This is a genomic window from Mesotoga sp. BH458_6_3_2_1 (assembly GCF_003664995.1).
Lineage (GTDB): Bacteria > Thermotogota > Thermotogae > Petrotogales > Kosmotogaceae > Mesotoga.
Map to the genome: position 1 here is coordinate 378,750 of NZ_JFHL01000002.1, position 25,464 is coordinate 404,213.

Consider the following 25,464-nt stretch of genomic DNA (forward strand, 5'->3'; position numbering starts at 1 on the left):
ATGACTTCCTCCTTATATTGTAATCATTTCTCTTCCCCGAGAAGCTCTTCAACCAACGATTTGAGCTCCGAAAAATCAGGAGACTTAACTACGTAGGCGTCAGCAGCCCAGGAAGATAGATCATGCTTATAATGTGTGTAGGCGGTTAGAAGCACAATTTTCTTCTCAGGGTATTGCTTGCGTATTGTTCCGGCAAGTTCGAGGCCATTCATCCCTTGCATTTCAATGTCAATAGTTATGAGGTTGAACGAAGTATCAAGATTGAGAATTCCTATTGCTTCTTCAGCACTACTGGCGCTCACCACTTCGAAGCCAGACTCCTCAAGTTCTTCTTCGAGAAGCAGTCTCATGTTCTTTTCATCTTCAACTATCAGTATCCTTTTCAAGTTCAAACCTCCCAAAGTTCTTAGTCGGCAAAGTGAAGGTGAAAACCGTTCCTTCCATTCCGCTTGAGGCGTGGATCTCTCCCCCGTGTTCTTCAACGATCTTCTTGCATATAGAAAGGCCGAGACCCGTGCCTAAAGTCTTCGTTGTGAAGAAGGGTTCAAAGATTCGCTTCAGAGTCTCTTCCGGGATAATATTCCCACCGTTCTTGGCCGAGAAATAAACGTACTCAGCCTTTCTCTCTAGAGTGATGAGAACTTGCCCGGCTTTCTCCGAGGCCTCAATAGCATTCTGAACAAGATTGATTATAACCTGTTTAATCCTATCTTTATTTCCGTAATATTCAATTCTATCTTCTTTCGCATATAGGACAAGTTTAACATTTTCTCTCGAGGCTTTTTCTTCAAAACCTGCCAGTATTTCGCGTGTGACAGAAACAAGATCAAACTCTTCTTCGGAAGGTTTGGCCTTTCTTCTGGAAATTTCCAGCACTTCTCCTACTATACCGTCCAACCTCTGAAGTTCGTCCATCAAGATCCTTGCATATTCCTCAGTTTTTTCCCTATCTGAGGAAGCCAGTATTCTCTTCACAAAACCACCGATTATTGTTATTGGATTTCTGATTTCGTGGGCTACTTTTGCCGACATCTCGCCCAATGCTGCAAGCTTTTCTCTGCTCTTGAGCTCTTGTTCGAGTTTTCTCCTCCTAGTTATGTCATCAAGTGATAGAATTACGCCTGTAAGCCTCTTCCGCTTTTCTTCTCTCAAAGGGGTGATTCGAACATCGAAATGTCTCTCGCCAAAAGCTTCGAAATGTTGATCCGTTAACGTAATTGTCTCCCCAATTCTTATAGCATCAGAGAGCAGGTCAATAATACTACCAAGTTTCGTTCGAATTGATCGAATGCTCTTCCCGATTAGTTCTTCCCTGCTCAGGTCTAGAAGAAATTCTGCTGTTCTGTTAAGTTCTGTTATTTCACCTTCTACGGAACAGACTATTATCGCGGACTCGAGAGACTGCAGTATGCTTGAAACGAACTTGCGGTAGTAATTAGACAGATTTCGCTCCTTCTCTAGACTCTCAGCCATTTGAAGAATTCTTTTATAATTTTCAGTCAATTCTAGGGCTACTCCCGTACTATCGGCAAGCAGCCCAAGGATTTCCATATCTGCACTGCTAATTTTCTTTCCGGAATCATTGTTGTCGACTACCAGAACTCCCAGAACGTCCTCTTCACCGGCTACTGGAGCGATCAAGTATTCATTGGTTCCAATTATTCTATTCATAAGAGCCAATTCATCAACTCTCAATCTCAACATCTCCGGGGTTACATGAACCATCTTCTTTCTGAGGACCACCCTCTCGAGAATCAGATTTCCCGGATACGGTATTGAACCCAATTGCCTGTCATCTTGAGCATCATATGGCTCAAGAGATGCGTCCTGAAGATATCTGGAAAGATCGCTGTATATAGATTTGTCATGTTCACTGTTTTTTCTTGCAGAAGTGACTCTGGTTTCTGAAACAAGTAGGGAGCGGACGGTATCTACTTTAAAGAATGTCGCTCTGTCGAATTTCAACCCCGAAGTGTCGGTTGCACCTACTAGAAGAATTCTGACTACTCTCTCTCGATCAAGGCTCCGTTTCATAGCGTCTGTTATTTTATGAAGTACGCTAAGCTTGAAAAGCTGCTCTTTCTGCTCACTTATAAGTTCTTCATGTTTCTTTCCAAGTTGTCTAAGTTTTCTAACCTCTAGCTCTAATTTTGAAGTAAGCTTTATTTTGCTTATCGCGACGGCCATCCTTCTGCTGATATCGTCCAGCATCTTCAAGTCTTCTTTATCGAGATGTTTGTAGGCCCTGAATTCGCCTTCAATTTCCTCCCTGTCCGCCGCAATTATCAGTCCAACAAGAGTTTTTTCAACCGTAAGAGGGATCGCAACAAATGAGCCAACCGAAATCTCTTCTCTGAAAATCAATGATGAAATCACTGACTTCCTGGCTGAAACGAATAGTCTCTCCTGAGAAAGTAAATCGAGCTGTTCCTCAGAAATCATAATCTCAATTCCTCTGAGAGGGTTTGTACCTTCACCTATGGCAGCTCTTAGGCGGAATTTGGTCTCGACTTTCTCTAGGAAAAAGATCCACCTAACCCTCAGCATTTCTCTTGCAATCTCTAGAGATTTGTAGATCAACTCTTCAGAATGAGTTTCTGTTTCAAGAACTGAAGTCAATCTAGATACGAGTTTCAGTCTCCTGTACCCTTCTTCTTCAGCCGATCTCTTGAGAGAATAGTATAATGCAAGTTCGAGTTCCTTAATCCAGGCTTTGAGTGAGTCCTTAACTTCAGAGCCGGCAGAAAGCAGTAGCAAACCAAGGGGTTCATTATTGTAGGAAAGATGTATTAGTTTAACCCGCTCCTCTTGTTCTCCATGACGGGAAGATAAGATGACATTCTTCTCTTCGATGATATTCTCCGACGTCTTTCTGAGGAAGTCATTGCTGGTCAACTTTATCTCTCTTCCCGTTCGAGAAAGACCATCTCTCGGATCAACTTCTTTGAACACGTCGCGGTATTTTTCCAGTATGAACAGGAATGCATCGGAAGAGACTTCTGAAGAAATTCTCCTGAGAATTCTCTTTATTAATTCATCGGCCGAAATCTCAAAATTAGATCTCTTCAGTTCTACCACCACTCTTCTCCAAGAAGGAATTCATCAATTTTATATGTTCGACATGACTTCCGTCCCAATAGACTTGACCACAGTGTATACATCTACAGAACCTGGCTTTCGTGAGTGCCACATATTCCGGAACGTCAGTCAAATCATTTGGAGATGCCTCAACAAGCATACCGTTGCACTTCGAACACCTGCTCAAGAAGTGCACATCGTTTGCATCTATCTTGAACCTTTGAATAACTGACCTCAGTTGAGACTTCCAGTTTTCCGATTTTATGAGATAGCACTTAATCTTGTTTTTCCAGGCAATTTCCAGTGACTTCTTGCTCTTTGTCAGAAATACTTCTCTATCTCTTGATGCTTCGCTAATTTCGCTTCTAGTACAAATCTCGGTATCAAACCCCATTAGTCGAAGTTTTTTTGCCAGCTTTGTTAAAGAATCTTCGACAAGAAACTTCATTTTCTCACCAGAATTGAGAATACTATGCCTGCATATTCTCTTTGATCAACAAGTCGGAACAACGAGGAAAACTCCAGCACAGCTCTCTTCTCTCTATCTGAAGTTTCGACTATCAATTGACCCTGGTTGTTTACGAGTTCGGGGTTCTGGTTCAGAACAGCAAAGAGAGGCTCAATGTATTCTTCATCGAAGGGAGGGTCAGCAAATACAGTGTCGGCACCCACTCCCTTTCTAACAAGCGAAGGGATCGCTCTTCGAAAATCGGCACAAATGATCCTGAGATTCATTGAAGAATCGAGGTCATTTTTATTATCAAGAATCGAGTTGCACGCTTTCTTCGACACATCGACAGACATTGCATTTACAGCGCCTCTGCTCATTGCTTCAAAGGACATTATTCCGCTTCCAGCAAAAAGATCGATGAAAGTCTTCGAAGTTACATCCACAATGTCAAAGAGAGCTTTCCTTGCCGACTGTGGTGTATATCTGGTATTTCTTCTGGCCGTCGTCTTTATCGATCTTCTGGTCCACTTTCCTCCTGTTATTGTCAACATATCATCCGACCTCTATCAAATTTATCTTTTCTGAATAGACTCTCTCCATCTCAATTCGTAGAGAGCCGTGTTCGGAGAGTTCGGGATCTTCGTAAATCAGCTTTTTTGCGTCTTCTCTAGCCTTGAAAAGCAGATCTCGATCAGCAACTATATCTCCAATTCTAAATTGGGGAATTCCATGCTGTCTCAACCCGAGGAACTCTCCAGGTCCTCTCAGCTTCAAATCAAGTTCTGCAACATCAAACCCACTTGAGGTGGATGCAAATTCTCTTAGCCTTGCAAGAGCTTCTTCTGAAATTGAACGATTCATAACCATTGTGCATATCGATTTGAGGCTGCTTCTTCCCACCCGTCCTCTGAGCTGATGTAACTGTGCCATTCCGAATCTTTCAGGGTGTTCGATTACCATTACCGTTGCCGAGGGTACGTCAATTCCGACTTCAACGACCGTTGTGGAAACAAGAATCATGCTCTTTTTCGTTCTGAATCTCTGCATTATCTCTTGTTTCTCCGTGTCAGTGAATCTTCCGTGTAGCAATTCAACACCTACTCCACGGAAAACGTTGTCTCTAAGCCTTGCAGCTTCGTCTGTTGCATTCTTGAGATCGACTTGTTCTGATTCCTCAACGAGAGGATATATGAAGAAGGCCTGATGCCCCATTTTCAGTTCATCTGAGATGAAAGAGTATAACTCTCTCAACCTACTCCTGGCAAGCAGAATTGTTCTCACCGGTGTTCTTCCCTTCGGCATCGTTAGAATAGTCGAAATATCGAGATCCCCATAAGCCGTTAGGGCAAGAGTCCTTGGAATTGGAGTGGCGGTCATTACTAGACTGTCTAGAAGACTTCCCTTAGATGTAAGATTTTCTCTCTGCTTCACTCCGAATCTATGTTGCTCGTCGACTACTACGAGTCCAAGATTCTTGAATTCCACTCCCTCTTGAATGAGAGAATGAGTACCAATAACCAAGTCTGCTGCTCCAGTAATCATCGCGTTTCTTACAGAGTCTTGTTCACTTCTTTTCATTGAACCGGTTAACAACGCTACTTCAATTCCAATAGGTGACAGATCTCGTTTGATTTTCTCGTAATGCTGTATTGCCAAGACCGAAGTCGGGACCATGAGGGCACTCTGGTAACCAGCTTCATAATTGTCCACAATTGCCAGTTCTGCGACAAGAGTCTTTCCAGATCCGACATCACCCTGAAGTAATCTGCTCATAGGCGAAGAGGCTCTCATGTCTTCTCTAATCTCATTAAAGGCTTTCACCTGGTCTTCTGTCAACTCAAAGGGCAATGATTGAATCAATTTCCTGGAAAGAACTCCACTGATGTCCTTCGAAAGGCCTTGATAACGCTTCTGAATCTGCCTTCTTCTATGAAGGATTGCAGCCTGGAATACGAAGAACTCTTCATACGCAAGAGTGTCGTGTGCTTTTCTTATTTCGAACTGGCTCTTTGGAAAATGAATTGAAACAAAGGCATGTTTCCTATCAAGAAGGTTTCTGCTCTTCACAAAAGGAAGCGGGACAATATTATCCAGCGACCTAACTAATCCAAGGTTACGTTTTATTACTTTTCTCATCATCTTCATTGAGATCCCCGAAGTCAGAGAATAGACCGGGAGAATCTCTCTTGGTACCTCGCCTTCAACTTCCTCAATTTCCGGGGAGTTCATCTCCAGGGGCCCAAAAGGAGTCTTCTTTGCCAATCCATGAATTAAATACTCTCTCTCCTTCTTCAGCTTTTGAAGAATATAGTCCTGATTGAACCACTTCAAAAGCAATTGACCAAAGCCGTCACTCGCTACAGCTGAAATAATCGTGTATCCCGAGACTCTCTTGACCGAGAAATTTAGAATTCGACCTTTCACGCTTACCTTGCAATCAGGAACGATCGAGGAAATAGAGACAATTATCCTGCGATCTTCGTAGTCTCTTGGAAAGTAGTGAATCAGATCTCCGATTGTTTCGATATCCATTCTCTTAAGTATTTTTGATCTTGCTTCGCCAACAGAATATGCGAATTTGATCGGAGTTGAGTGAGAAACAGGTCTTCCGAGAAGGGATTCGATTTCTTCGGTTGAACGCAAAAGAAAGATCCTTCTCAGTTTCTCAATCATTTCAAGTCCGTTTCTCAACCTTCTGAACTTGCGATCATTCGATAGGTTGTCGATTTTTGAAAAGTATGAAGTAAATTTCGAAAAGTAATCCTCAAGCGAGACATAGGAAGAAAGCTCTTCCTTATCCACTAACGAAACAAGTTGTCTGAATTCGGGGAGAAGACTTACTTCTTTCTTCCCTGTCAAAGAAGTCTCAAAAAGCTCTTCGCATCTATCGAGGAATTGCTCAAAGAGCATTACTCTATTTCTTTCTCCCCGTAGCATGCCAACCCAAAGACTGCAGGGCCACTGTGACAAGCAATTGTTGGCCAGATTCTCCCGCTTATGAGTTCGATCTCTTCTCTCGAAATACCCAAATTCATCTCAATTGTTTCTATGGCCCTCTCAGTTGTTTCTTTCATTACTCCTAAGTATTCTTCGCTTCCATAGATTGAGTATAGAGTTATCGACCTTCTTCTTTTCTCCAGAAACCCGACGATATTTGAGACCATTTCATCTTGCAGTCGTTTCATTCCCCTGAGTTTGGCTATGGGGCTTATGAAACCCTCTTCATCCACTGAAAGAATTGGCTTGATGTTCAGCAGAGTTCCTGCGAGGCCCTGAGCCCTTCCTATTCTGCCATTCTTAATAAGATACTTAAGAGTGGGCACGCTGAATTCCATGAATGTGTTATCAATAACCCAGGGTACTCTTTTCATGACATCGTCGATTTTAAGTCCAGATTCGGCAAGTTCGATCAATCTTTTTGCAACCAGATGTGCCCCTATGGAGACCTTCTTTGTGTCGACCACGTGTACTTCCAGTCCTTCAACCATCTTCGAAGCCATTAAGCAAGTATCGTAAAGGCCAGACATCTTCGAAGAAAAGTGAATATCTAGGAGTTCCGTAAATCCCCTGGATTTTATATCATTGTAATACTCAAGGACTTGGCCAAGAGGTGGTTGCGCTGTATGAAACTCCTTAGAGCTATCGACAACTCTGTAGAAGACATTTTCCATAAGATCAAACTCATCGTTATATTCCGTTTCATCAATGATTACTTTCATTCCCATGAAGAAGAGCCTGTGGGACTGAATGAAATCTCTCGTGGGTGCACAACCGGAATCAATGGATATTGCTATCAAATCTTTCACCTGCCTTCGGCGAATATTATCTCTTCTTCGTCCCCGTCGCCAACTCTCACACACCATCTACCGTCAATCAGGTCAGTTTCAAGCGAATACCCGTTTATTACGACAGCCAATGGCTCGCCGCGAACTGCACTGAACTCGAGAAGTTTCTTTGCGGAAGCTCTTACTCCTCTTATAATCGAAGCTTCTAACATCAACTGAGTATTCTTTCGATTTGAACTAACTACACTCAATGCGAAGAGAGAAGTTATCGTACAAATGCTCAGAAGCAGTACAGCGAGAACTAGTGTAACGATGTTGCCTTTCTTCATTATTCACCTTTCAAGCAACCCACATAAGGAAGATTTCTATATACTTCGTCATAATCGAGTCCGTAGCCTATTATAAACTGATCACCAATCCTTTCTCCAGTGAAATCAATTTTCACACCGTGATCGTGAATAGTCTTCTCAAATAGCGATACGAGCTTCACGTCTGCAGGTTTCTGTTTCCAGATATAGTTGATTATGTACCTGAGAGTTCCTCCTGTATCGACTATGTCTTCCACCAATAGAACATAACGGTCAGTAACCGATTCATCTACCCAGGTTTTTACACGTATTCTTCCGGTCGTTGAAGCCCCGGCATAGCTAGAAACATGGACAAAGTTGTATCGTACTTTAAGACCAATCCTTTTCAGAAGGTCACTGTAAAAATGCACTGACCCTTTCAGGATGCAAACGGCTGTTATCTCATCTGTAATTGGAGAATAGTATTCATTGATTCTCTCAGCAAGTCTATCAACAATTCTTTTAAGTTTTTCTTCAGAGTATAGAACTTCGATTTTAGCGGGGTCAAAGTGCATTTCCTTCACCTCCGAGAGTCACGATAATTATACCATCGCAAAAAGGGGATGAAACGATTATCTTCGTTGAGGGCTCAAGATGGAAATATTGGGTGAATTGAGTTAGAATGCTTTTTGTGAAACGATTACAATCTGGCCCGGCAACTGGGCGGATCAATTGAGCGGAGCGATGTTATGAATCTTCATTACCTTGGAAACTATCTTGACGCTACTGAATTTGATTTGCCCCTGAATCTCAACTGTATCTTTGGAAGAGATAATGACGTCTTTTTAGAAATAGGATTCGGCAGCGGCGAATTTCTTGTCCAGAAGGCAGTTGAGAATCCAGGAGTGGACTTGCTGGGTGTTGAACTTTCTATGATTAGCGCTGAAAAGCTATTGAAGTCACTGGTCAGGAATTCTCTGGACAATGTACGCGTTCTTCTTATCGATGCATCCTTTGCCCTGGCTAATATAATTCCTCCTACTTCGATTTCGGGAGTATATATGAACTTCCCGTGCCCGTGGCCAAAAAAGAGGCATTCAAGTCGGCGCCTAAATGACACTGCTTTTGTTGAGAAAATTGCCGCTGTCCTGAAACCGGACGGGTTCTTTCAACTATATTCCGACTCAAAAGAGTTCGTACACCAGATGATGTTGAGTGTGAATGAAACGAAGTTGTTTAGCACTCTAACTTTCGAAGAAAACCCATCATCTGGGGCAAAAACCAGGTACGAAAGAAAATGGTTGTCGATGGAGAAAGAGATCTTCAGGTTTTACTGCAAGAGAAAAGAAAGAGTCGTCAGTATTGAAAAGGACGTGATTCATGTGTCACATCTGTGGTTGAAAGAAGTCGACGAAGTTCGACTCGGGAGACTTATTGGGGAAGCCTTTTCGAGAAACGAGGTTTTTGTGAAGTTTCTTGGAGTTTATAGAAGCTTGGAAAGTGAGGCTTTCCTGATCGAAACCTTGTCGGTTGATAGAGGCTTCTCTCAGAGATTCAACATAACTCTTTCCAGGAGAGAAGCCGGATGGCTTATTCAACTGGACAGTCAGTTAAGACCGATTAGAACTCAGGCGGTGAGATTCGCATTGAAGACGCTTTCCAGTCTAGTCGGGAAAGAACCGGTTTGAAGTGAATTGTCAGTCAGGCTGAAACTCTCTGCTAGAATCTGAACAATTGGTTTCGCCGGCTTTTGCACCACAGAAGTAAGCCGATATCAAAAAAAACGGGGCGTAGTCGCCCCGTCCGGAATGCATCGATTATAGCCTCTTGAAGAGTAAAGAAGCATTATGACCACCAAAGCCAAATGAGTTTTTCATTGCGAAATTTATGGCTTTTTCAATTCCGAAATTGGGAGTGTAGTTAAGATCACATTCTGGGTCTGGATTAGAGTAGTTTATTGTGGGTGGCACAAATGAATTCCTTATCGAGAGAAATGTCGCCACTGATTCGATAGCTCCAGCGGCTCCCAGAGCGTGACCAGCCATAGACTTGGTGGAACTAATATTTAGGCTTTCTCTTATTCCGTAAAGGCGCTTGATCGCTCTAGTTTCTATTACGTCATTTAGCGGAGTCGAAGTTCCGTGAGCGTTAATGTAGTCAACTTCTGAAGGGTCAACACAAGCATCTTTTAGAGCCATTTTCATTGCTCTATATGCCCCATCTCCAGATTCCTCGGGCGAAGTTATGTGAAATGCATCGTCAGTAGAACCGTAACCGACGATTTCCCCGTAAATTCTCGCACCGCGTCTCAAAGCGCGCTCATACTCCTCGATTATTAGTGTTGCAGAACCCTCAGCCATGACAAATCCATCTCGTTTACTATCGAATGGTCTTGAAGCCGATTCAGGAGTTCCTCGTGAAAGGGCAGTCATATTCGAGAATCCGGCAAGAGCAAGAGGTGTAATCGTCGCCTCCGTGCCGCCAGTCATTGCGACGTCAAGAACTCCGCTTCTAATGAGCCGGGTTGCTTCTCCGATTGCATTTGTTCCAGAAGCGCAGGCAGTTGAGATGGTGAAATTGGTTCCCTTAAAACCGAAACGGATAGCAAGAAGGCCAGGAGCCATATTTGCGATTGTCATCGGTATCAAAAATGGAGTGATTCGAGAAGGGCCTTTGTCCATAAGAATCAGATGTTGATCTTCAATAACGTCCATTCCACCTAGTCCCACACCGTATATGACCCCAGCCATTTCCGAATCAAAAAGCTCTTCTTCTAGACCGGAGTCATTGTAAGCCTCGCTGGCACTTGCAATCGCCATCTGGACAAACCTGGCAGTTCTCTTGGCTTCTCTCTTCTCCATATAGGAAGTCGGGTCGAAATTCTTGACTCGACCCGCGACTTTAGATCCATATTCCGAAACATCAAATGTGTCAATCCAATCGATTCCCGATCTTCCTGACTTCAGGGACTCCCAGAATTCTTCCAGGTTGCTTCCGATAGAGCTTATAATTCCCATGCCCGTAACTACAACTCTTCTCATTCTACTTAGTTTCCAGTGCAAGTATAAATCCAACTACGTCGTCGATTGTCTTGAAGCTTGCGGTTTGGCTATCGCTGATCTGAATGTCAAATTTGTCTTCCAGCTCCATTACCAGATCTACTAGATCAAGCGAGTCCGCGCCAAGGTCCTCTATGAATCTGGAATTCCCCTTGATCTCACCTGCATCGATCCCGAGATTTTCTGCAACTATTGAAATAACCCTTTCTTGGATTGTTGAAGTTCCTTCCATTTAATTCACCTCTCATGAATAAAATCAGTCTAGTTAGAAATTTCCTGAAATTCTTTTAGTGTTTCAAGGCTTTCGCTGTCTGTAGTGTTTACGGTAATACTCCCGTCAATCTTCTTCATGAATCCGCTGAGAACCTTTCCCGGACCTACCTCAATGAATTTGTCAACGCCCAGCTGAATCATCCTTCTTATAGATTGCTCCCACCTTACGGGGCTGTATGTCTGAGAAATCAACAGCTCCTTTATCTCATTCGGATCTTCGGGGAAGAGATCACCGGTTACATTAGATACTACCGGGATCTTCGGGGGGCTTACCTTGACACCATCAAGGAATTCTCTCAAGATCTCTCCTACAGGCTGTAAGAATCGACTGTGGAAAGGTGCACTTACCGAAAGCTCTACACATCTCTTTGCGCCTTCTCTTCTAGAACTCTCCATTACGACTTTAACTTTTTCTGTAAGACCTGAGACCACAACCTGTCCCGGACAGTTATAGTTCGCAACTATTACCTCTTCACTCGATGAAGTCTCGGAGCAGATCCTTTCAACAACTTCATCTCGCAGACCGATTATCGCCGCCATACTTCCCTCGCCTGGAGAAATGGTATCTTGCATGGCCATTCCCCTCAGCCTGACAAGGCGAAGAGCATCGGCGTATTCAAGTGACCCAGCTATTGTAAGTGCAGTGAATTCACCAAGGGATAAACCCGCAACAATGTCCGGTTTAGCTCCAATTTCTCCAAGGATGTCTGAAAGAGCTACGCTAAGAGACAGGATAGCCGGCTGCGCATTTTCAGTAAGTGTAAGTTCTCTCTCCGGCCCCTCAAGCATCATTTTCAACAAATCAAATCCCAGCATGCGGCCTGAGATTCCAAGAAATTCTTTGAGTTGTACGCTTTCCTCGCAAAAGGCTCTTCCCATGCCCACATACTGACTTCCCTGTCCAGGAAATATCCATGCTACCATTTTGCGATCCCTCCCAGATGGCCGATGATTTCTTCGGCCTCTTCAATAATTGATTTGATTAGTTCGTTCACACTTAATACTTCCCCTATCAAGCCGCTAGATTGACCGGCCATCAAAGAGCCTGAATTGAGATCACCTTCCTTAACGGCTCTTTTAAGTGCACCAACGGCTACTTTCTCAATTTCCTCGAATCCCTCGCCTCTTTTCTCAAGCTCCTCTATGTATCTTGTGAGTCTGTTTCTGAAGGCTCTAACAGGATGGCCGTTTGCATTTCCCGTTACAACTGTATCGAGCTCGTTTGATGATAGAATTTTCTCCTTATAGCGAAGGTGTGCCGAACACTCGGACGTGCAGATAAACCTTGTTCCCATTTGAACTCCACTGGCCCCTAGCGCCAGTGCCGCAACGAATCCTCTTCCATCTGCGATACCTCCAGCTGCGACAACCGGAATCTGTGTTGCAGAAGAAACGGCCGGGACGAGAACCATGGATGTCACTTTTCCAATATGGCCACCCGCTTCCATTCCTTCAGCGATAACCGCATCGACTCCCTGCATCTCCAATCTCTTGGCGAGTCCTGCAGAAGCTACTACTGGGATCACTTTTGTCCCTGCAGACTTAAGTCCATCGACAAAGCGAGAAGGACTTCCTGCTCCAGTAGTCACAACCGGGATTTTCTCTTTTCGAACTATTTCCATCTGTTCTTCAGCATATGGGGAAAGCAACATGATGTTTACTCCAAATGGATTGGAAGTCAGTTTTCTAACCTCGTGAATTTCGACAAGCAGCTCCTCCGAGGAGAGGTTGCCTCCAGCGATAATGCCCAAGCCGCCAGCATTTGAGACTGCTGCAGCTAGAGTGTGGTCTGCAACCCAGGCCATTCCTCCCTGGAGTATCGGATATTTGATTTCAAGTAACTCGGTCAGTGATTGTCTCTTATGTCCCAAAATTGATCCTCCTGGCACGAAAATGCTGACTGTTTATTAGCAATGCCATACCAGGGACAAAAAACGTAATCTCAGTACGAATATCGAACCCTATGCGATTCCTAAGTCCGGAAATCAAACGGGAGGTGATTTGTGAAAGATAAGGAGTATGTGAAGAGTAAAATCCCGCACAGGGATCCCTTTCTTCTAGTTGACTGTGTAACTCTAATTGGTGATAGTGAGATTAAGGCCTACAGGGACTTGTCTGAAGAGGATCCCATATTTAGAGGTCACTTTCCTGGCAACCCAGTTTATCCAGGCGTGCTAATGATCGAGGGCCTTGCTCAGACAGCGGGAATTCTTCTACTGGAGCCGAAAAAGACCCCACTCTTCGCCGGCATTGAACACGCACGATTCAAGGAAATAGTGCGGCCACCGTGCAGACTGGAATATAACGTGAGAGTAATCGGAAAGAAGATGAACATTGTGAAGGTAGAGGGCATTGCTCATGTTGAAGGGAAGATTTGTGCCAGAGCTACACTTCTTGTTTCTTCATTATGATTTTGGAAAGAAAAAACCCCTGTGCTATAATCTAGGCGTTAATCCTGCACAGGGGATTAAAGGGGGTAAGCCGTCACCTTTACCGGGTGGCGGCATTTTCATTTAGAACTGGAAGGAAGCCACGAATCTCACGCCACTTCTGTAGACAAAGAATGCCACATAGTCTCCCTTCTTGATCTTTTCGACATGCGCCTTAAAATCGTTCGCATTCTCGACCGGTTCCTGATTGCCATTTATACTCAAACGGGTGATCACATCATCTTTGCTGATGCCGAGTCTGTAGATGATTCCTTCTGAATCAACCTTTCTTATAACTACTCCTCTGAATTCTGAAGGTAGTCCGAGCCGTTCTCTGTCTTCAGGAGTTAAATCGGAAACGGATACTCCAAAAGAGCTTTCATAAATCTCGGATTCCTCAATATCATCGAGTGATGAGGATTCACTCTCTTGAGAAAGTGATCCCAGAATTACCGATTGCACAATTCTCTCTCCAAATCTGTCGATTGTAATCTTAACCTCGGAACCTGCCGGGTAGTTAAGAACGGCGGCCCTCAATTCAGAAGAATTTGTGATCTCAAGATTTTCAAAACCGATGATTACGTCTTGAGGCTTCACTCCGGCCTTCTCTGCTGCAGAGCCTGGGACTACATCGGTGATGAGAGCACCGTTATCGACTTTTAATCCAAGCGATCTGGAGATGGCCTCTGTGACAGTATCCATGTAAACCCCAAGATAGGCTCTCTGAACCGATCCTGTTTCTATTATCGAATCGACAAATCTCAGTGCCACATCTATGGGTATTGCAAAGCCTAGTGAAGTTCCGACGTCCGAGGAGATTATGGCGGTGTTGATACCAATAACCTGACCATGGATGTTCAACAATGGACCTCCGCTGTTACCGGGGTTAATTGCCGCATCAGTCTGTATTAAATTCGAGTAAACCCCGTTCCCATCAGGTTTTGGCAACTGCCTTCCAACTGCGCTGATTACACCGAGCGTCACAGTGTGTTTGAGTCCGAAAGGATTTCCGATTGCAACTGCCCATTCCCCTATCCTAAGCGAGTCAGATTCACCGAGTTCCACTATTGGAAGATCAATCCCATCGGGATTTATCTTAATAACAGCGATGTCCAACTCTGCATCTCCACCAATGTATTTTGCGGGATAGGAGTTTCCATCGAGCATAGACACTGTGATTTTTTCGGCGCCAGAAACTACATGTTCGTTGGTGAAAATGTAACCGTCTTTGCTGAAAATAAATCCAGAACCAACACCTGTTACTTTCTGATCAGGAATCTCTCCAAAGAAACGCCTGAAGAAATCCTCAAACCCATAAGGGTCGGTTACTGAATACTTTCTGGTAGCTTCGACGTCTACTTTTACTACTGCTGGTCCTGCTGCTTGGACTACGTTGACCACGGGACTCTCGTAGCCTTCATTAACCAGGGCCAGAGAAGCCACTGATAACAGAACAACAACCACAACTAAAAGAACTTTCCTCATAACTCTGACCTCCTTCTTCGATTTGGCTACTCCGGTATGTAATTTGACTGATCGGCCGAATTCATTGTTCAAAAAATGAGAAGGTGATATACTGATAAAGTTATGTTTTCAGGGGTGAGTCTGTTGCAGTGGTTGTTCGTTCTGATCGTTTTTGTTGTTGCGTATTATCTGATTATTTCAGGAAAATTCAATAGGTCCACAGTCGCCTTCGCTGCGGGAATCATAATACTTTTGTCTAAGATAATTCCTGACTTCGATATGAAGGAGCTCGGTTATCTTGTAGACTTCAATACAATAAGTATCCTCATCGGCATGATGATAGTTGTCGGAACGCTAAGAACAACGGGATTCTTCGAATTCATTGCAGTGCATGTTGTTAGAGTCTCTAAGGGTAACGTAAGAGCTCTTCTGGTATTCTTCATGGTTACAATTGCTCTTTTCTCTGCCTTTCTTGACAACGTTACTACGATACTCCTCTTTGCACCCATAATTTTTCTTGTTGCCGATGCGCTCGAAGTTTCACCACGGGTATTTTTGCTGGCGGGAGTTCTTTCAGCAAACATCGGCGGTACCGCGACTTTGATCGGAGATCCACCAAACATTTTAATCGGTTCCGCAAGCGGATTTGGATTCATGGATTTTCTCAGGATTGATGGGCCAATCACTCTCATTGCCCTACTAATAACTGTTATATATCTTGATAGAAAGGTCTTTAAGGATTACAGATCAATGGGAGATAAGCTGCAGCGCCTTGCCAGCATGGATCCCAACAAAGCTATAGTCTCAAAACCGGCTCTCTATAAATCACTTGCAGTGTTTTTTGGAATCATAGCAGGGTTTCTTCTCCATGGGTTGATAGGAATCGAGCCTTCTCTTGTCGCTCTCGCAGGTGCTGCTGCCGCGATGATTCTGAATGGGAAAAGTTTTTCCAGTCTGTCCGAGGATATCGAATGGGATACAATCTTCTTCTTTATGGGGCTCTTTGTTCTCGCATTCGCTCTGCAAGAGGTTGGTATTACTTCCTTTATATCCGGTCTTCTGGGTACACTCTCGGGCAATAGAGTAGTGCTGTTTCTTACCCTTTACTGGTTGTCGGCAGTAATGAGCGGATTCATCGGCGCGGTCCCCGCAGTCACTTTTATGATTCCAGTTATACAGGGAATGACGGCAAATTACGGTGTCCCTGTCGAAATTTGGTGGGTAATCTCAATCTCGGCCTGTCTTGGAGGGAGTTTTTCTATTGCCGGCGCGGCCGCCAATATGGTTGGAGTTGGGCTGATAGAAAAACACTCAAAGGAGAGTCTCAAGTACGGGGATTTTTTGAGATTTTCAATGCCAGTTACGATTATGACGCTTGTTGCCGGTACCGCCTATATTCTGCTCAGATTCTCGCTTTAGGTTCTCCTTTTTCGTGAGAACGTCTTTCTGTTCTCTTCTTCCGGAGGTCGATCTCTCCACAAAGATTTGGTCGCCATCTTCCGAGGCAATTCCTGTGTAGTACATTGCTGTGGAGTACGTTGCCGGTGTAGGTGTGAATATCTGAACCTGCTCTGGGTTGTAATGCATTTCCTTGTTCACGAATGTCTTCAGTTCGACCATGTCCTGCATCGAGCATCCCGGATGAGCAGCAATGAAATACCCGATAGTGTATCTATTTCTGCTTGAGAGAAGACTTACTTCTCTTAAGAAGTTACGGAGAGCCTCTTCTGATGGTTTTCCCATATGCTTCAGTACATGATCAACGGAATGTTCGGGTGCTATTTTTAATTGTCCGGAGGTATGATTTTCGATCAATTCTTTGAGGAAATCCCCACCGGATTCTTCATCGTTGAGAATGAGATCGTACCTTATTCCAGAAGAGACGAAAACATGCTTAACCCCAGGAATTCTCTTTGCTCTTCTCAATAGATTGAGGTATCTGCTATGATCGGGTCTAAGAGAACGACATACTTTTGGGAAGAGACATCTCTTATCTGCACAAGCCCCGGCTTTTTCCTTTACAGAGCACTCGAATCCATACATGTTTGCTGTCGGACCGCCTATATCGGTTATTGTTCCGTGAAATTCAATGTCTTCGGTAAGGGTTTCGATCTCTTTGATTATTGAGTCTTCACTTCTCGATACTACTGTTCTTCCCTGATGAATCGCAATCGCACAGAAGTTGCACTCACCGTAGCAACCCCTGTGACTCGTTACCGAATTTCGAACGGTTTCAATCGCCTTGACCTTTCCCTTCGAAAGAGACCATGGGTGTACTCTTCTACTGAATGGAAGAGAATAGAAGGAATCCAATTCCTGTGAACTTACCTGTGGAGGTTTGTTCTGTACAACATATCTATTATCCTGAAGCTGATAAAGACAGGTGCCCCTTACAGGGTCAGTCTCTTCATGAATGATTCTTGTAAGTCTAAAGTACTTCCGTTTGTCAAGTAAGACTTCTTCATGAGATGGAAGCTCAACTCCAATTGGTTTTACGCTCGACCAGAAAACGGTTCCTTCGACATCTTTAGGGATTTGTCCTGATTCTGATATTTTACTGGCAATTTCGGTTATGGGTTTCTCACCCATTCCGTATACAAGCAAGTCTGCTTTAGAGTCAAGAAGAATGGATTTTCTTATTCTGTTGCTCCACCAGTCATAATGCGAGAACCTTCTCAAGCTTGCCTCTATTCCTCCAATGACAACGATAGTGTCTTTGAAAGCCTGCCTTATCAAATTTGAATAGACTGTAGTTGCACGATCAGGTCTCTTTCCGCCAATCCCGCCAGGAGTGTAATCATCGCTCTTTCTCTTCCTTCCGGTTGAAGTGTAGTTAGCAACCATAGAATCAACATTTCCGGAGGTTATGCCGAAGAAGAGCCTTGGCCTCCCCAGTGCTGAAATGTCTTCAGTTGTTCGCCAGTCTGGCTGCGAAATCACGCCTACTTTCCAGCCAGCAGATTCAAGAACTCTGGCGATCATTGCCGATCCAAATGATGGATGATCAACAAAAGCATCGCCAGTAACAAGTATTATGTCAAGAAAAGTCCAACCTCTCTGATCCATCTCTCTCTTGGTCATTGGAAAAATCATAACGTCACTCCAAAAAGCAGGGAAGCGAAACCGTAAGCCGGATCCTGTTATTGTGACCATCTATCTGGGAGTCATGTTGCCATGACCCTCAAGCATCCTACCCGAAAGGGGTTCGGTGGGCAACCTCAGACCCTTTCTGCTTGGACTTGCTCCAGACGGGGGTTACCAGGCCTGCCGATCGCCCGGCAGCCGGTGAGCTCTTACCTTCACCTTTCCATCCTTGCCCGAAGGCGGTTTCGTTTTCTATGGCCCTTTCCGGAGATCACTCTCCCTGGGTATTACCCAGCGTCCCTGCCCATGGAGTCCGGACTTTCCTCGGATCATCCGCGGTCACACATTTCGCTTCCCTACTAAATCTTCAGAGCCTTGCAGCCCTGACTTCTACCTTCAATTATCATCTTTCTTTCAATCATATTCAAGAGCTTGATCTTTGACATTCCCCAGTTTCCAAAAATAGTACCCTCCAATGGCGGGTCTGAAACAAGCCTATGCACAATCACTTCACTATTGAGGTTTTCTAGGAAGATAACCACTCGCTCCAAAAACTGCTCCAAACTTCCAATTGTGACTTCTCCTGCCCGATACTGTCTTGCCAGTTCGGTACCTTCAGCCACATATAGAGAGTGGATTTTGACTCCGTCAATTCTCAGCACCGATATCAACCTTGCCGCCTCAGATACATCCTCCTCTGTGTCCCACGGAAGATTGACTATGACGTGAGCAACAAGCTCTATGCCTCTGCTCTTGGCTCTCAGGGACGAATCGATGAAATGTGACAGAGTGTGCCCTCTGTTGATAGTCTTCAGTGTATTTGGATTAATGCTTTGTAGTCCCAGCTCAAGAATAACGTCTACTTCTTCTTTAAACTCTTCAAGAAGGTCGAGCACATCGTCAGAAACAAGATCTGGTCTCGTAGATATGTCGAGAACAACTACGTCATCAATAATCGCATCGCGATAAATTCTTCGAAGGATATCGATCGGAGCGAATGTATTTGAATTTGGCTGAAAATAGGCCATAAACTTGTGTATGCCTTTCTTCCTGAGCAGTGATATCCTTTGTTCCATTTGTTCTCTAAGCGAAAGGCTAGAGTCGATTGAAAACCCGCTTCCTGAAGGATCACAATATATGCAACCTCCTGTCCCCTTGATTTTGTGCGGGCAAGAAAAACCCGCATCGATGGGAACTCTGTGAACGGGTTCTCCGTATTTGAGCACTAAATGAGTCTTTAGATCGTTATAGGGCTTACGATTCAACAGATCTCACCAGGCTTCTCTCAAACTCTTTGAAAGCATCCACAGAGGAATTCACTTCTTCCTTTGTGTTTCCCAGAAAAAGGTAGAACCATTTCCCTGAAAACCACGTTCTGATGTAGCCTTCATCGATTTCCCCAGAAAACTCTCCGTAAACCCAAGGAATGGCACTTACAAATGCTCTCAGTTCACTTGAGACGTCTCTTATTAGGGTATACCAAAAACTCGTGCTTTGAGAGACGTTTTCGAATTTCGCTACATAAACACTGAGCTTTCTTGTACCCTTTGCAAACTCTTTCTGAAGAAACAGAGCAGTATCACCTACACTGATGTCCAGAACTTTGCCGCCAACGCTAGTTAAGGTAGAGATATCCATATATTCACTTAGTGTGAATCCCGCAAATCGTCCCGGCACCAGTTCCGACCGTGTGCTTCCGCAGGAAGAAATAAAGATTATCAGGATAGAAAATGCTGCTATTATGTGGGGTAGCCTAATTCTCATTTCTTCACCTCCCATTCTATGAGTCTTCTGAAGGAGTTAGCTTTCATATAGATCTTGGGCCAGTTACTTTGCCCCAACCTCTCTAAATAATCCGAAAACAAGACCCCATTTCTGGGATCCCTAATCTCGCTTTCTATTTCTAGCAGAGGAACCAGAACGAATTTCCTCTTAATTATATCGTTGTGGGGAATTGTAAGCTCCTTTGTAGTTACGACAGTTTCTCCAAAAAGAATAATGTCAATGTCTATTTCTCTCGGACCCCATCGAAATCGCTCTACTCGCCCCACAGACTTTTCAACACACTTTATTTCTCTTAGCAAGAGCTCCGGGTCTCCGGTGTGTCGGAATTTCCCGACGCAGTTCAGGAATTCTTCCTGTTCAGTGTTTCCATATGGTTGAGTGTAATAAATAGAGGAGACTGCTGAGGGAAACAGCCCCATTTCTATGAGTCTCTTGAAGGCTTTGACAATGTAACGCAATCTATCTCCGATATTGCTACCGAAGGCGAGGAACAGATCACTCTCCATTTAGTTTCCTCCGCAATGCCCACGCCGCTTCCTTCAATCTCTGTACGGTTTTCAAAGAAAATCCCCCTTCCCACCAGAGAGGAAGAATCGAATTGTCGAGAAGCAGTGGATCAATCTCTTCACTAAACATCCCTCTATCTACTAAATCCCTCCATTGCATCGTGCCAGGAATGGGTGTGAATTCATTAACGCTCGGGTTAACTCCCAGTTCTTCACAGACTTCTAGTGAATTCAGAACATCCTTTTCGCTCTGGCCGGGAAGATTCACCATGATGTAGGCACTAACTTCTCTAGAAGTGAATCCAGCTTCATAGAGGTTTTGAATTGCTTGATAGAAATCTCTTGAACTTACTTTTCCTCCCGTCGTGTTCTGCAAAGTTGGATCCACAGTCTCTAGTCCGATCTTTATTGTCTTGAAATTGTTTTCGAACATCAGACCTGCAGTTTCCATGTCCAGAAATCTGGCATGGACACCGTTTGGTAAGTGAAATCTTGCTCTAATTCTTCGATTATCTATTTCGCGCATCAGTTCTTTAAACCCATTACCTACTAGAATGGCATCGTCGAAGAAGACTAGGTCGGAAAGATACTTCTTCTCTACTAGAAACTGAATGTAATCGGCGGTCTTAACTGAATCTCTACTATGAAATCCTTTCCAGAGAGAATTACTGGCGCAATACGTACATCTGAACGGACAGCCGAGGCTTGTAATAACAACTGCATAGCGAAGTGAGTCGTAGACAGAATAATCGGGATCAAGGTCTTCGAACCAGTCAATTTGCAATGTACTGTCGATGCCGAGATAAGCCAGAGCTTTCTCAAGCGGTTTCATTCCAGTTCCGGGGCAAACAAAATCTGCTCCTGAGTATTGCCTAGCATGATCAGGAAGCAGTGTAGCATAAACTCCGCCCAGCAGAACTGGAATTCCGGGCTTCTCCTCTCGAATTACCCGTATAGTGTCGCTTACTCCATAGTGCCAGTAAGTCATCATCGAAGTCACGAATACTCCATCTACACTTCCCGACTCCCTAAGTTTCTTTCGCAAGATTCCCTCGGGGAAACCGAATCTCTTGAATTTCCTTGGAATTGATGAAATGGATCGAGGTTTAGCTATTTCCTCTTCAAGAAATTTTCCCGTTCCGAAGTGTCTATCTCCCTGTCCGGCACCAAACGAGACAAGCTCAAGATCATATCTATCGAGACAATCTATTACAACCGGTTCAATACCGAGATGTTTGAGGGCAGACGAAATATAAAGAAGTCCTAGAGGCTTCAACCAGTAATCGTAAGCCGATACATCCTCAATCCAGGGGTTAATCAGCAGTATTCTTTTCAACTAACTTCACTCTGTTGTAGTAAGATCTTAGGCCCTTCAAGGTAAGGATGGGATCGTCGATTTCTATGAAACCACCTTCATCTATGAACATATAGACATCGCCGCCGGTTCCAATGATTCTTGGCTTTTCTTCAAATTCCTTGATTATGTTGCCTATTATACCTTGGAGAGCAAAGTAGGTTCCGTTTACAATACCGATTCTTAGGTTATCTTCGGTATTAGTTCCAAAGTAGTGATCTTCAAAAAAGAGCTCAACTTCAGGAAGCTTAGCGGTGTGAGAGAAGAGAGAAGACATTGCCGTTGCCGGACCAGGAAGAATTGCGCCTCCTGCAAAGATTCCATCCTTAAGAATGTCTATGGTTATTGCCGTGCCGACGTCTATGACTATTGCGTTTGCCCCGTAACATTCTCGGGCTCCAATTACATTTGCCAGCCGATCTGCGCCGATCTCTGTGGGATTGTCAGTGTTGAGTCCAACCGAAATGAATTCGTCGGCCTTCACAAAAACTGCTGGTTTCGACAGATATTTTCTGGCAAAGTAATTCACCGATCCATTGAGTCTCGGCACAACACTTGCAACACATAGTCCGGTTACCTCGGAGAGAGAACTTCCCCTGCTCCTCAGTAATCCGTCCAGAATTACGAAGAGTTCATCCTCTGTTTCAATCCTGGAGGAAGGTAATCTCCAAACTGCCTCAATATCTCTTCCATTATCAAGTCCAAAGACGGTTGTCGTATTTCCGATGTCTGCAAGTAACAGCATGCAAAACCTCCTACCTAGATATTAACATCTCGTAGTCGGTCTTTCTACTGACGTCTCTTTCAGGAGCCTATATTGTTTCACATTTTCTTAATATTTCTCTCCACTTGATAGGCAGATGATGTGATGATATAATCTTTCTGCCAGCGCAGGCTGGAGACTGAAAGTGGGAGCGACTCGCTAGCTCAGCTGGTAGAGCACCTGACTTTTAATCAGGGGGTCGCGGGTTCGAATCCCGCGCGAGTCACCAGCGAGAGTGGCGAAATTGGCAGACGCGCTGGACTTAGGATCCAGTGGGGAGACCTGTGAGGGTTCAAGTCCCTCCTCTCGCACCAGAGTGATTTACGGAAAGCAAGTTTTCGCGGATGTAGCTCAGTGGTAGAGCACCTGCTTGCCAAGCAGGGGGTCGCGGGTTCGAACCCCGTCTTCCGCTCCAGAAAGACGCCGGAAGGGCGTCTTTTTTGTGTACATTTGTTGCTCTTATTTACCAATCAGCTTAGTTAAATCACCCTATAGCGATACAAACGTACAACCTTCTGGCTAGAGGTGTGATCCTGTCTCGGAGAATTCTCAGGTCGAGAAAAGTTGATCCCTTCTGAAATGCTGATCCTTCTTTTCTTTCTCTTGATTTTATTTGATTTTATTCTGATTTCATTCCCATTCAATTGTGGCCGGTGGTTTGTCAGTAATGTCGAAAACGACCCTGCCTATCTCTTTTACTTCAGATGTAATCCTTGAAGAAGCTTGCCTAAGTACCGCGTGCGGAAGTTCGTACCAAGATGCCGTCATACCTTCTGAACTATTAACGGCCCGAAGAGCAACTACATAACCATATGATCGTTTATCTCCTTTTACACCCACGCTGGATACTGGTAGAAGGACAGCAAATGACTGCCATATCTTATCGAGTTCACCCGATTCGCGAAGTACTTCCATAAAAATAGAATCAACTTCCTTCAGAATATGTGCCTTCTCCGAAGTTACTTCTCCGAGTATTCTCACCCCAAGACCTGGGCCGGGAAATGGCTGCCTGCTGATCAGGAATTTGTCTATTCCAAGAGAGAGACCGAGGTTTCGAACCTCATCCTTAAAAAGCTCTCTAAGTGGTTCAAGCAATTCCAGCCTCATATTCTCGGGAAGACCTCCGACATTATGGTGACTCTTGATCTTTTCACCATTCTTGGAAGCAGCTCCGGATTCAATAACATCCGAATAAATCGTTCCCTGAAGCAAAAAGCTTGCATTCAGTCTGCCAGCTTCTCTCTCAAACACTCTTATGAATGTCCGCCCAATGACCTTTCTCTTTTCCTCTGGGTCCAGTATTCCTTCCAGTTCATGGAAGAATTCCTTTGACGCGTCAACTGTCTCTACATTTATTCCCAGTTTTCTCAAGGCCTCTGGAACTTCAATCTCTTCGTTTTTTCTCATTAATCCATGATTAACGAAAATCCCGGTGAATCTCTCGCCGATCGCTCTCGAAGTTATCGTTGCCGCTACTGTTGAATCTACTCCTCCTGAAAGACCTCCAACAACTCTTTGATCGCCAACGATTCTTTGAATGCTCTTCACTTTCTCATCAGCAATGTCAGAAATCTTCCAGTCTCGTGATGCTTTACAGATGTCGATCACGAATTCTTCGAGTAGTTCTTTCCCAAATTGTGTGTGATGAACTTCTGGGTGAAACTGGAGAGCGATATTCTTTCCATCTGTGAATCCCGCAATTGTCCCATTTCTACTTCTCGCCACGATCTGGCATCCATCTGGAAGTTTAGTCACTTCATCGCCATGGCTCATCCATGCAATAATTTCGCCCGGGATACTTCTAAGGCAAGCATTTTCAATTAATACTGATGTGAGGCCATACTCGCCTCTCAATCCCCTTGAAACGACTCCTCCAACTTCTTTTGCCAAGAGATGCATCCCATAGCATATTCCCAGAATCGGTATTGAGAGGAACTTCAGTTGTTCAGGGAAACCTGCAGAGCCTTCTTCATAAACACTCTGGGGTCCACCAGACAAAATCACGCCTTTTATGTCTTTCTCGAATTTGAAGCTATCTGGACTCTCTACCGTGCAAAGAACACCGATCTCTCGAATTCTTCTTGCCAGAAGAAGAGTATATTGAGATCCGAAGTCGATAACTGCTATTTTATCCATTTTTCCTCCAAAAAGAAAAACCCACAGGGGGTGATGTAGAAGTGCCCTCCCCAAGAAAGAAGATTACGGCCTCATAGTGAAGTCCGCCAAACCGACCAAACCGATTTGAGGAATAATTTTGCTACTGGATTGTATCACCTTGTTTCACAGACTGCACTACGTGTTAGTAAACAGTGAATCACCACTGCCCGAGAAGCCCCACATTCCAGGTCTTCTTAAAACTGAGCGATTCTATCTTGTTAGTCAGGTTGGCCCCTACTCCGGCTGTTATTATCATATCTCCCACCCTAACTTCAATACCGCCTCCAACAATGAAATCAATGTTGTGTATGAGGTCGGCATTCACTGATACTCCCGCACGCGCCGAAAAGAGGTTCTTATATGTGTACTGCGTTGAAAGACCAAGATACTTGACTTCCATCCCGTTTCTAGTACCTAACTCAAGGCCTATCATGAACGGATCTGGGACGAACCTTATTCCAGCAAGTAGGTCGATTGAGTTTGAAGATATACCACTGTTCCATAAAAGACTGTCAAAGGCAACTACGTAGTCTAGCAATTCGTAAGCCCTTCCGGTTATTCCACCCCTGACTGCAACACCGTAAGTAGGTGTCGCGCCAGTTGTCATGTTGATTTTGAAGTCTGCTCCGTAAGATGTAAGAGGTCCGAGTTCGCCCGATATCATGTAGCTAAGGGATCTAACGCTCGATGTCATTCCAATATCCATGTAATACTGAAGCAAACCTGCCATTCCATCGTCTGAATCTTCAAAGAGCTGGATGTATAGACCACGCTCATCTGAAGAGGGGGACGCGTTTGTAGTAAGCTCAATGAAGTTTGAAGAAAAAGCCGATTTAAGTATCCCGTATAGATCTGAAGGGCTGCCAAAACCCGAACTATATCCCTTTGCAAGTATCCCATTTCCTCCAGTTTGCAGTAAGAAGGGATTCAATGCTATAGTAACCACGCCAAAACACACGACCACCAAGATCAAGAGCCTCTTCATCATA

At 44.3% G+C, this 25,464-nt stretch carries 24 protein-coding genes, 3 tRNA genes and 1 other RNA gene; 6 read left to right on the plus strand and 22 right to left on the minus strand.

Translation table 11 applies throughout. The annotated features are described in order from the left end of the window. Positions 1-23 precede the first annotated feature (23 nt). The 8 genes from Y697_RS02085 to hpt are packed head-to-tail and all read right to left on the minus strand — an operon-like array spanning position 24 to position 8,176. A complete protein-coding gene (locus tag Y697_RS02085; RefSeq protein ID WP_121550048.1) occupies positions 24-386 on the minus strand; it encodes a response regulator in 363 nt (120 codons plus the stop codon). Next, positions 364-3,078 (minus strand): ATP-binding protein, encoded by a 2,715-nt coding sequence (locus Y697_RS02090; protein ID WP_259462265.1) that lies wholly within the window; start codon positions 3,076-3,078, stop codon positions 364-366. The genes Y697_RS02085 and Y697_RS02090 overlap by 23 nt, the downstream gene beginning before the upstream one ends. Further along, positions 3,056-3,526 (minus strand): Mut7-C RNAse domain-containing protein, encoded by a 471-nt coding sequence (locus Y697_RS02095; RefSeq protein WP_121550049.1) that lies wholly within the window; start codon positions 3,524-3,526, stop codon positions 3,056-3,058. The genes Y697_RS02090 and Y697_RS02095 overlap by 23 nt, the downstream gene beginning before the upstream one ends. Further along, positions 3,523-4,080: an RsmD family RNA methyltransferase gene (locus Y697_RS02100; RefSeq protein WP_121550050.1), complete on the minus strand. Its 558-nt coding sequence runs from the start codon at positions 4,078-4,080 to the stop codon at positions 3,523-3,525. The genes Y697_RS02095 and Y697_RS02100 overlap by 4 nt, the downstream gene beginning before the upstream one ends. Before the next feature lies 1 nt (position 4,081). Next, a complete protein-coding gene (gene recG, locus Y697_RS02105; protein ID WP_310793763.1) occupies positions 4,082-6,466 on the minus strand; it encodes an ATP-dependent DNA helicase RecG in 2,385 nt (794 codons plus the stop codon). Further along, entirely contained in the window at positions 6,439-7,335 is an 897-nt protein-coding gene (locus tag Y697_RS02110; RefSeq protein WP_121550052.1) for a DegV family protein, read from the minus strand. The genes recG and Y697_RS02110 overlap by 28 nt, the downstream gene beginning before the upstream one ends. Then, positions 7,332-7,643, minus strand: coding sequence for a hypothetical protein (locus Y697_RS02115; RefSeq protein WP_121550053.1), 312 nt, complete (start codon positions 7,641-7,643; stop codon positions 7,332-7,334). The genes Y697_RS02110 and Y697_RS02115 overlap by 4 nt, the downstream gene beginning before the upstream one ends. Then, positions 7,643-8,176, minus strand: a complete 534-nt coding sequence (gene hpt, locus Y697_RS02120) for a hypoxanthine phosphoribosyltransferase (RefSeq protein ID WP_121550054.1) — start codon at positions 8,174-8,176, stop codon at positions 7,643-7,645. The genes Y697_RS02115 and hpt overlap by 1 nt, the downstream gene beginning before the upstream one ends. 174 nt (positions 8,177-8,350) lie before the next feature. Between hpt and trmB the strand changes: the two genes are divergently transcribed. Continuing rightward, positions 8,351-9,289: a tRNA (guanosine(46)-N7)-methyltransferase TrmB gene (gene trmB / locus Y697_RS02125; protein WP_121550055.1), complete on the plus strand. Its 939-nt coding sequence runs from the start codon at positions 8,351-8,353 to the stop codon at positions 9,287-9,289. A gap of 129 nt (positions 9,290-9,418) precedes the next feature. On the opposite strand, the gene fabF is transcribed toward trmB, so the two are convergent. Genes fabF through Y697_RS02145 form a run of 4 tightly spaced genes read right to left on the minus strand, consistent with a single transcriptional unit; the run spans position 9,419 to position 12,804 of the window. Further along, positions 9,419-10,642, minus strand: a complete 1,224-nt coding sequence (gene fabF, locus Y697_RS02130) for a beta-ketoacyl-ACP synthase II (RefSeq protein ID WP_121550056.1) — start codon at positions 10,640-10,642, stop codon at positions 9,419-9,421. Position 10,643: 1 nt separating this feature from the next. Further along, complete coding sequence (acpP, locus tag Y697_RS02135; RefSeq protein WP_121550057.1) at positions 10,644-10,892, minus strand: acyl carrier protein; 249 nt, start codon at positions 10,890-10,892, stop codon at positions 10,644-10,646. Between the two features lie 29 nt (positions 10,893-10,921). Then, a complete protein-coding gene (gene fabD, locus Y697_RS02140) occupies positions 10,922-11,857 on the minus strand; it encodes an ACP S-malonyltransferase (RefSeq protein ID WP_121550058.1) in 936 nt (311 codons plus the stop codon). Beyond that, a complete protein-coding gene (locus Y697_RS02145; RefSeq protein WP_121550059.1) occupies positions 11,851-12,804 on the minus strand; it encodes a nitronate monooxygenase in 954 nt (317 codons plus the stop codon). The genes fabD and Y697_RS02145 overlap by 7 nt, the downstream gene beginning before the upstream one ends. A gap of 132 nt (positions 12,805-12,936) precedes the next feature. On the opposite strand from Y697_RS02145, the gene fabZ reads away from it, so the two are divergent. Then, positions 12,937-13,344 (plus strand): 3-hydroxyacyl-ACP dehydratase FabZ, encoded by a 408-nt coding sequence (fabZ, locus tag Y697_RS02150; RefSeq protein ID WP_121550060.1) that lies wholly within the window; start codon positions 12,937-12,939, stop codon positions 13,342-13,344. Positions 13,345-13,446: 102 nt separating this feature from the next. Here the strand turns inward: fabZ and Y697_RS02155 are convergent, their stop codons facing one another. Then, a complete protein-coding gene (locus Y697_RS02155) occupies positions 13,447-14,847 on the minus strand; it encodes a Do family serine endopeptidase (protein ID WP_121550061.1) in 1,401 nt (466 codons plus the stop codon). A gap of 114 nt (positions 14,848-14,961) precedes the next feature. Here Y697_RS02155 and Y697_RS02160 point away from each other — a divergent pair, with 114 nt between their 5' ends. After that, positions 14,962-16,245, plus strand: coding sequence for an SLC13 family permease (locus Y697_RS02160; RefSeq protein WP_259462295.1), 1,284 nt, complete (start codon positions 14,962-14,964; stop codon positions 16,243-16,245). Here Y697_RS02160 and Y697_RS02165 read toward each other — a convergent pair. From Y697_RS02165 to Y697_RS02195, 7 genes are all read right to left on the minus strand, one after another. Then, on the minus strand, positions 16,177-17,919 hold the full coding sequence (locus tag Y697_RS02165; RefSeq protein WP_121550063.1) for a YgiQ family radical SAM protein: 1,743 nt from the start codon (positions 17,917-17,919) through the stop codon (positions 16,177-16,179). The genes Y697_RS02160 and Y697_RS02165 overlap by 69 nt on opposite strands. Positions 17,920-17,936: 17 nt before the next feature. Then, positions 17,937-18,265, minus strand: an RNA gene (rnpB, locus tag Y697_RS02170) — RNase P RNA component class A. 4 nt (positions 18,266-18,269) lie between these two features. Beyond that, the gene (locus tag Y697_RS02175) at positions 18,270-19,175 is read right to left on the minus strand and encodes a TIGR01212 family radical SAM protein (RefSeq protein ID WP_121550064.1); all 906 of its coding nucleotides are present in this window, start codon (positions 19,173-19,175) and stop codon (positions 18,270-18,272) included. Next, on the minus strand, positions 19,165-19,674 hold the full coding sequence (locus Y697_RS02180; RefSeq protein WP_121550065.1) for a hypothetical protein: 510 nt from the start codon (positions 19,672-19,674) through the stop codon (positions 19,165-19,167). The genes Y697_RS02175 and Y697_RS02180 overlap by 11 nt, the downstream gene beginning before the upstream one ends. Further along, positions 19,671-20,201 (minus strand): 2-amino-4-hydroxy-6-hydroxymethyldihydropteridine diphosphokinase, encoded by a 531-nt coding sequence (gene folK / locus Y697_RS02185; protein WP_121550066.1) that lies wholly within the window; start codon positions 20,199-20,201, stop codon positions 19,671-19,673. Before folK ends, Y697_RS02180 begins: the two co-directional genes overlap by 4 nt. Beyond that, complete coding sequence (locus Y697_RS02190) at positions 20,191-21,537, minus strand: radical SAM protein (RefSeq protein WP_121550067.1); 1,347 nt, start codon at positions 21,535-21,537, stop codon at positions 20,191-20,193. Before Y697_RS02190 ends, folK begins: the two co-directional genes overlap by 11 nt. Continuing rightward, positions 21,515-22,300: a type III pantothenate kinase gene (locus Y697_RS02195; RefSeq protein ID WP_121550068.1), complete on the minus strand. Its 786-nt coding sequence runs from the start codon at positions 22,298-22,300 to the stop codon at positions 21,515-21,517. The genes Y697_RS02190 and Y697_RS02195 overlap by 23 nt, the downstream gene beginning before the upstream one ends. A 171-nt stretch (positions 22,301-22,471) precedes the next feature. Here Y697_RS02195 and Y697_RS02200 point away from each other — a divergent pair. The 3 genes from Y697_RS02200 (at position 22,472) to Y697_RS02210 (ending at position 22,733) form a co-directional block, all read left to right on the plus strand. Continuing rightward, positions 22,472-22,547 (plus strand) — tRNA-Lys (locus Y697_RS02200). After that, a tRNA-Leu gene (locus Y697_RS02205) sits at positions 22,548-22,632 on the plus strand. 26 nt (positions 22,633-22,658) lie between these two features. Beyond that, positions 22,659-22,733, plus strand: a tRNA-Gly gene (locus Y697_RS02210). Between the two features lie 215 nt (positions 22,734-22,948). Here Y697_RS02210 and guaA read toward each other — a convergent pair. Beyond that, entirely contained in the window at positions 22,949-24,454 is a 1,506-nt protein-coding gene (guaA, locus tag Y697_RS02215; protein WP_121550069.1) for a glutamine-hydrolyzing GMP synthase, read from the minus strand. A gap of 178 nt (positions 24,455-24,632) precedes the next feature. Then, positions 24,633-25,460 carry a hypothetical protein gene (locus Y697_RS02220; RefSeq protein WP_121550070.1) on the minus strand — a complete coding sequence of 276 codons (828 nt, stop codon included), beginning with the start codon at positions 25,458-25,460 and terminating at the stop codon, positions 24,633-24,635. Positions 25,461-25,464 lie beyond the last annotated feature (4 nt).

What these genes read in the sequence shown, in the direction of transcription:
- recG (WP_310793763.1), bottom strand. Translation starts at nt 6,466, where the DNA reads ATGCTACGGGGAGAAAGAAATAGAGTAATGCTCTTTGAGCAATTCCTC.
- fabD (WP_121550058.1), bottom strand. Translation starts at nt 11,857, where the DNA reads ATGGTAGCATGGATATTTCCTGGACAGGGAAGTCAGTATGTGGGCATG.
- acpP (WP_121550057.1), bottom strand. Translation starts at nt 10,892, where the DNA reads ATGGAAGGAACTTCAACAATCCAAGAAAGGGTTATTTCAATAGTTGCA.
- Y697_RS02165 (WP_121550063.1), bottom strand. Translation starts at nt 17,919, where the DNA reads ATGATTTTTCCAATGACCAAGAGAGAGATGGATCAGAGAGGTTGGACT.
- Y697_RS02195 (WP_121550068.1), bottom strand. Translation starts at nt 22,300, where the DNA reads ATGCTGTTACTTGCAGACATCGGAAATACGACAACCGTCTTTGGACTT.
- Y697_RS02115 (WP_121550053.1), bottom strand. Translation starts at nt 7,643, where the DNA reads ATGAAGAAAGGCAACATCGTTACACTAGTTCTCGCTGTACTGCTTCTG.
- Y697_RS02155 (WP_121550061.1), bottom strand. Translation starts at nt 14,847, where the DNA reads ATGAGGAAAGTTCTTTTAGTTGTGGTTGTTGTTCTGTTATCAGTGGCT.
- folK (WP_121550066.1), bottom strand. Translation starts at nt 20,201, where the DNA reads ATGGAGAGTGATCTGTTCCTCGCCTTCGGTAGCAATATCGGAGATAGA.
- Y697_RS02220 (WP_121550070.1), bottom strand. Translation starts at nt 25,460, where the DNA reads ATGAAGAGGCTCTTGATCTTGGTGGTCGTGTGTTTTGGCGTGGTTACT.
- hpt (WP_121550054.1), bottom strand. Translation starts at nt 8,176, where the DNA reads ATGCACTTTGACCCCGCTAAAATCGAAGTTCTATACTCTGAAGAAAAA.
- fabF (WP_121550056.1), bottom strand. Translation starts at nt 10,642, where the DNA reads ATGAGAAGAGTTGTAGTTACGGGCATGGGAATTATAAGCTCTATCGGA.
- trmB (WP_121550055.1), top strand. Translation starts at nt 8,351, where the DNA reads ATGAATCTTCATTACCTTGGAAACTATCTTGACGCTACTGAATTTGAT.
- Y697_RS02095 (WP_121550049.1), bottom strand. Translation starts at nt 3,526, where the DNA reads ATGAAGTTTCTTGTCGAAGATTCTTTAACAAAGCTGGCAAAAAAACTT.
- Y697_RS02100 (WP_121550050.1), bottom strand. Translation starts at nt 4,080, where the DNA reads ATGTTGACAATAACAGGAGGAAAGTGGACCAGAAGATCGATAAAGACG.
- guaA (WP_121550069.1), bottom strand. Translation starts at nt 24,454, where the DNA reads ATGGATAAAATAGCAGTTATCGACTTCGGATCTCAATATACTCTTCTT.
- Y697_RS02180 (WP_121550065.1), bottom strand. Translation starts at nt 19,674, where the DNA reads ATGAGAATTAGGCTACCCCACATAATAGCAGCATTTTCTATCCTGATA.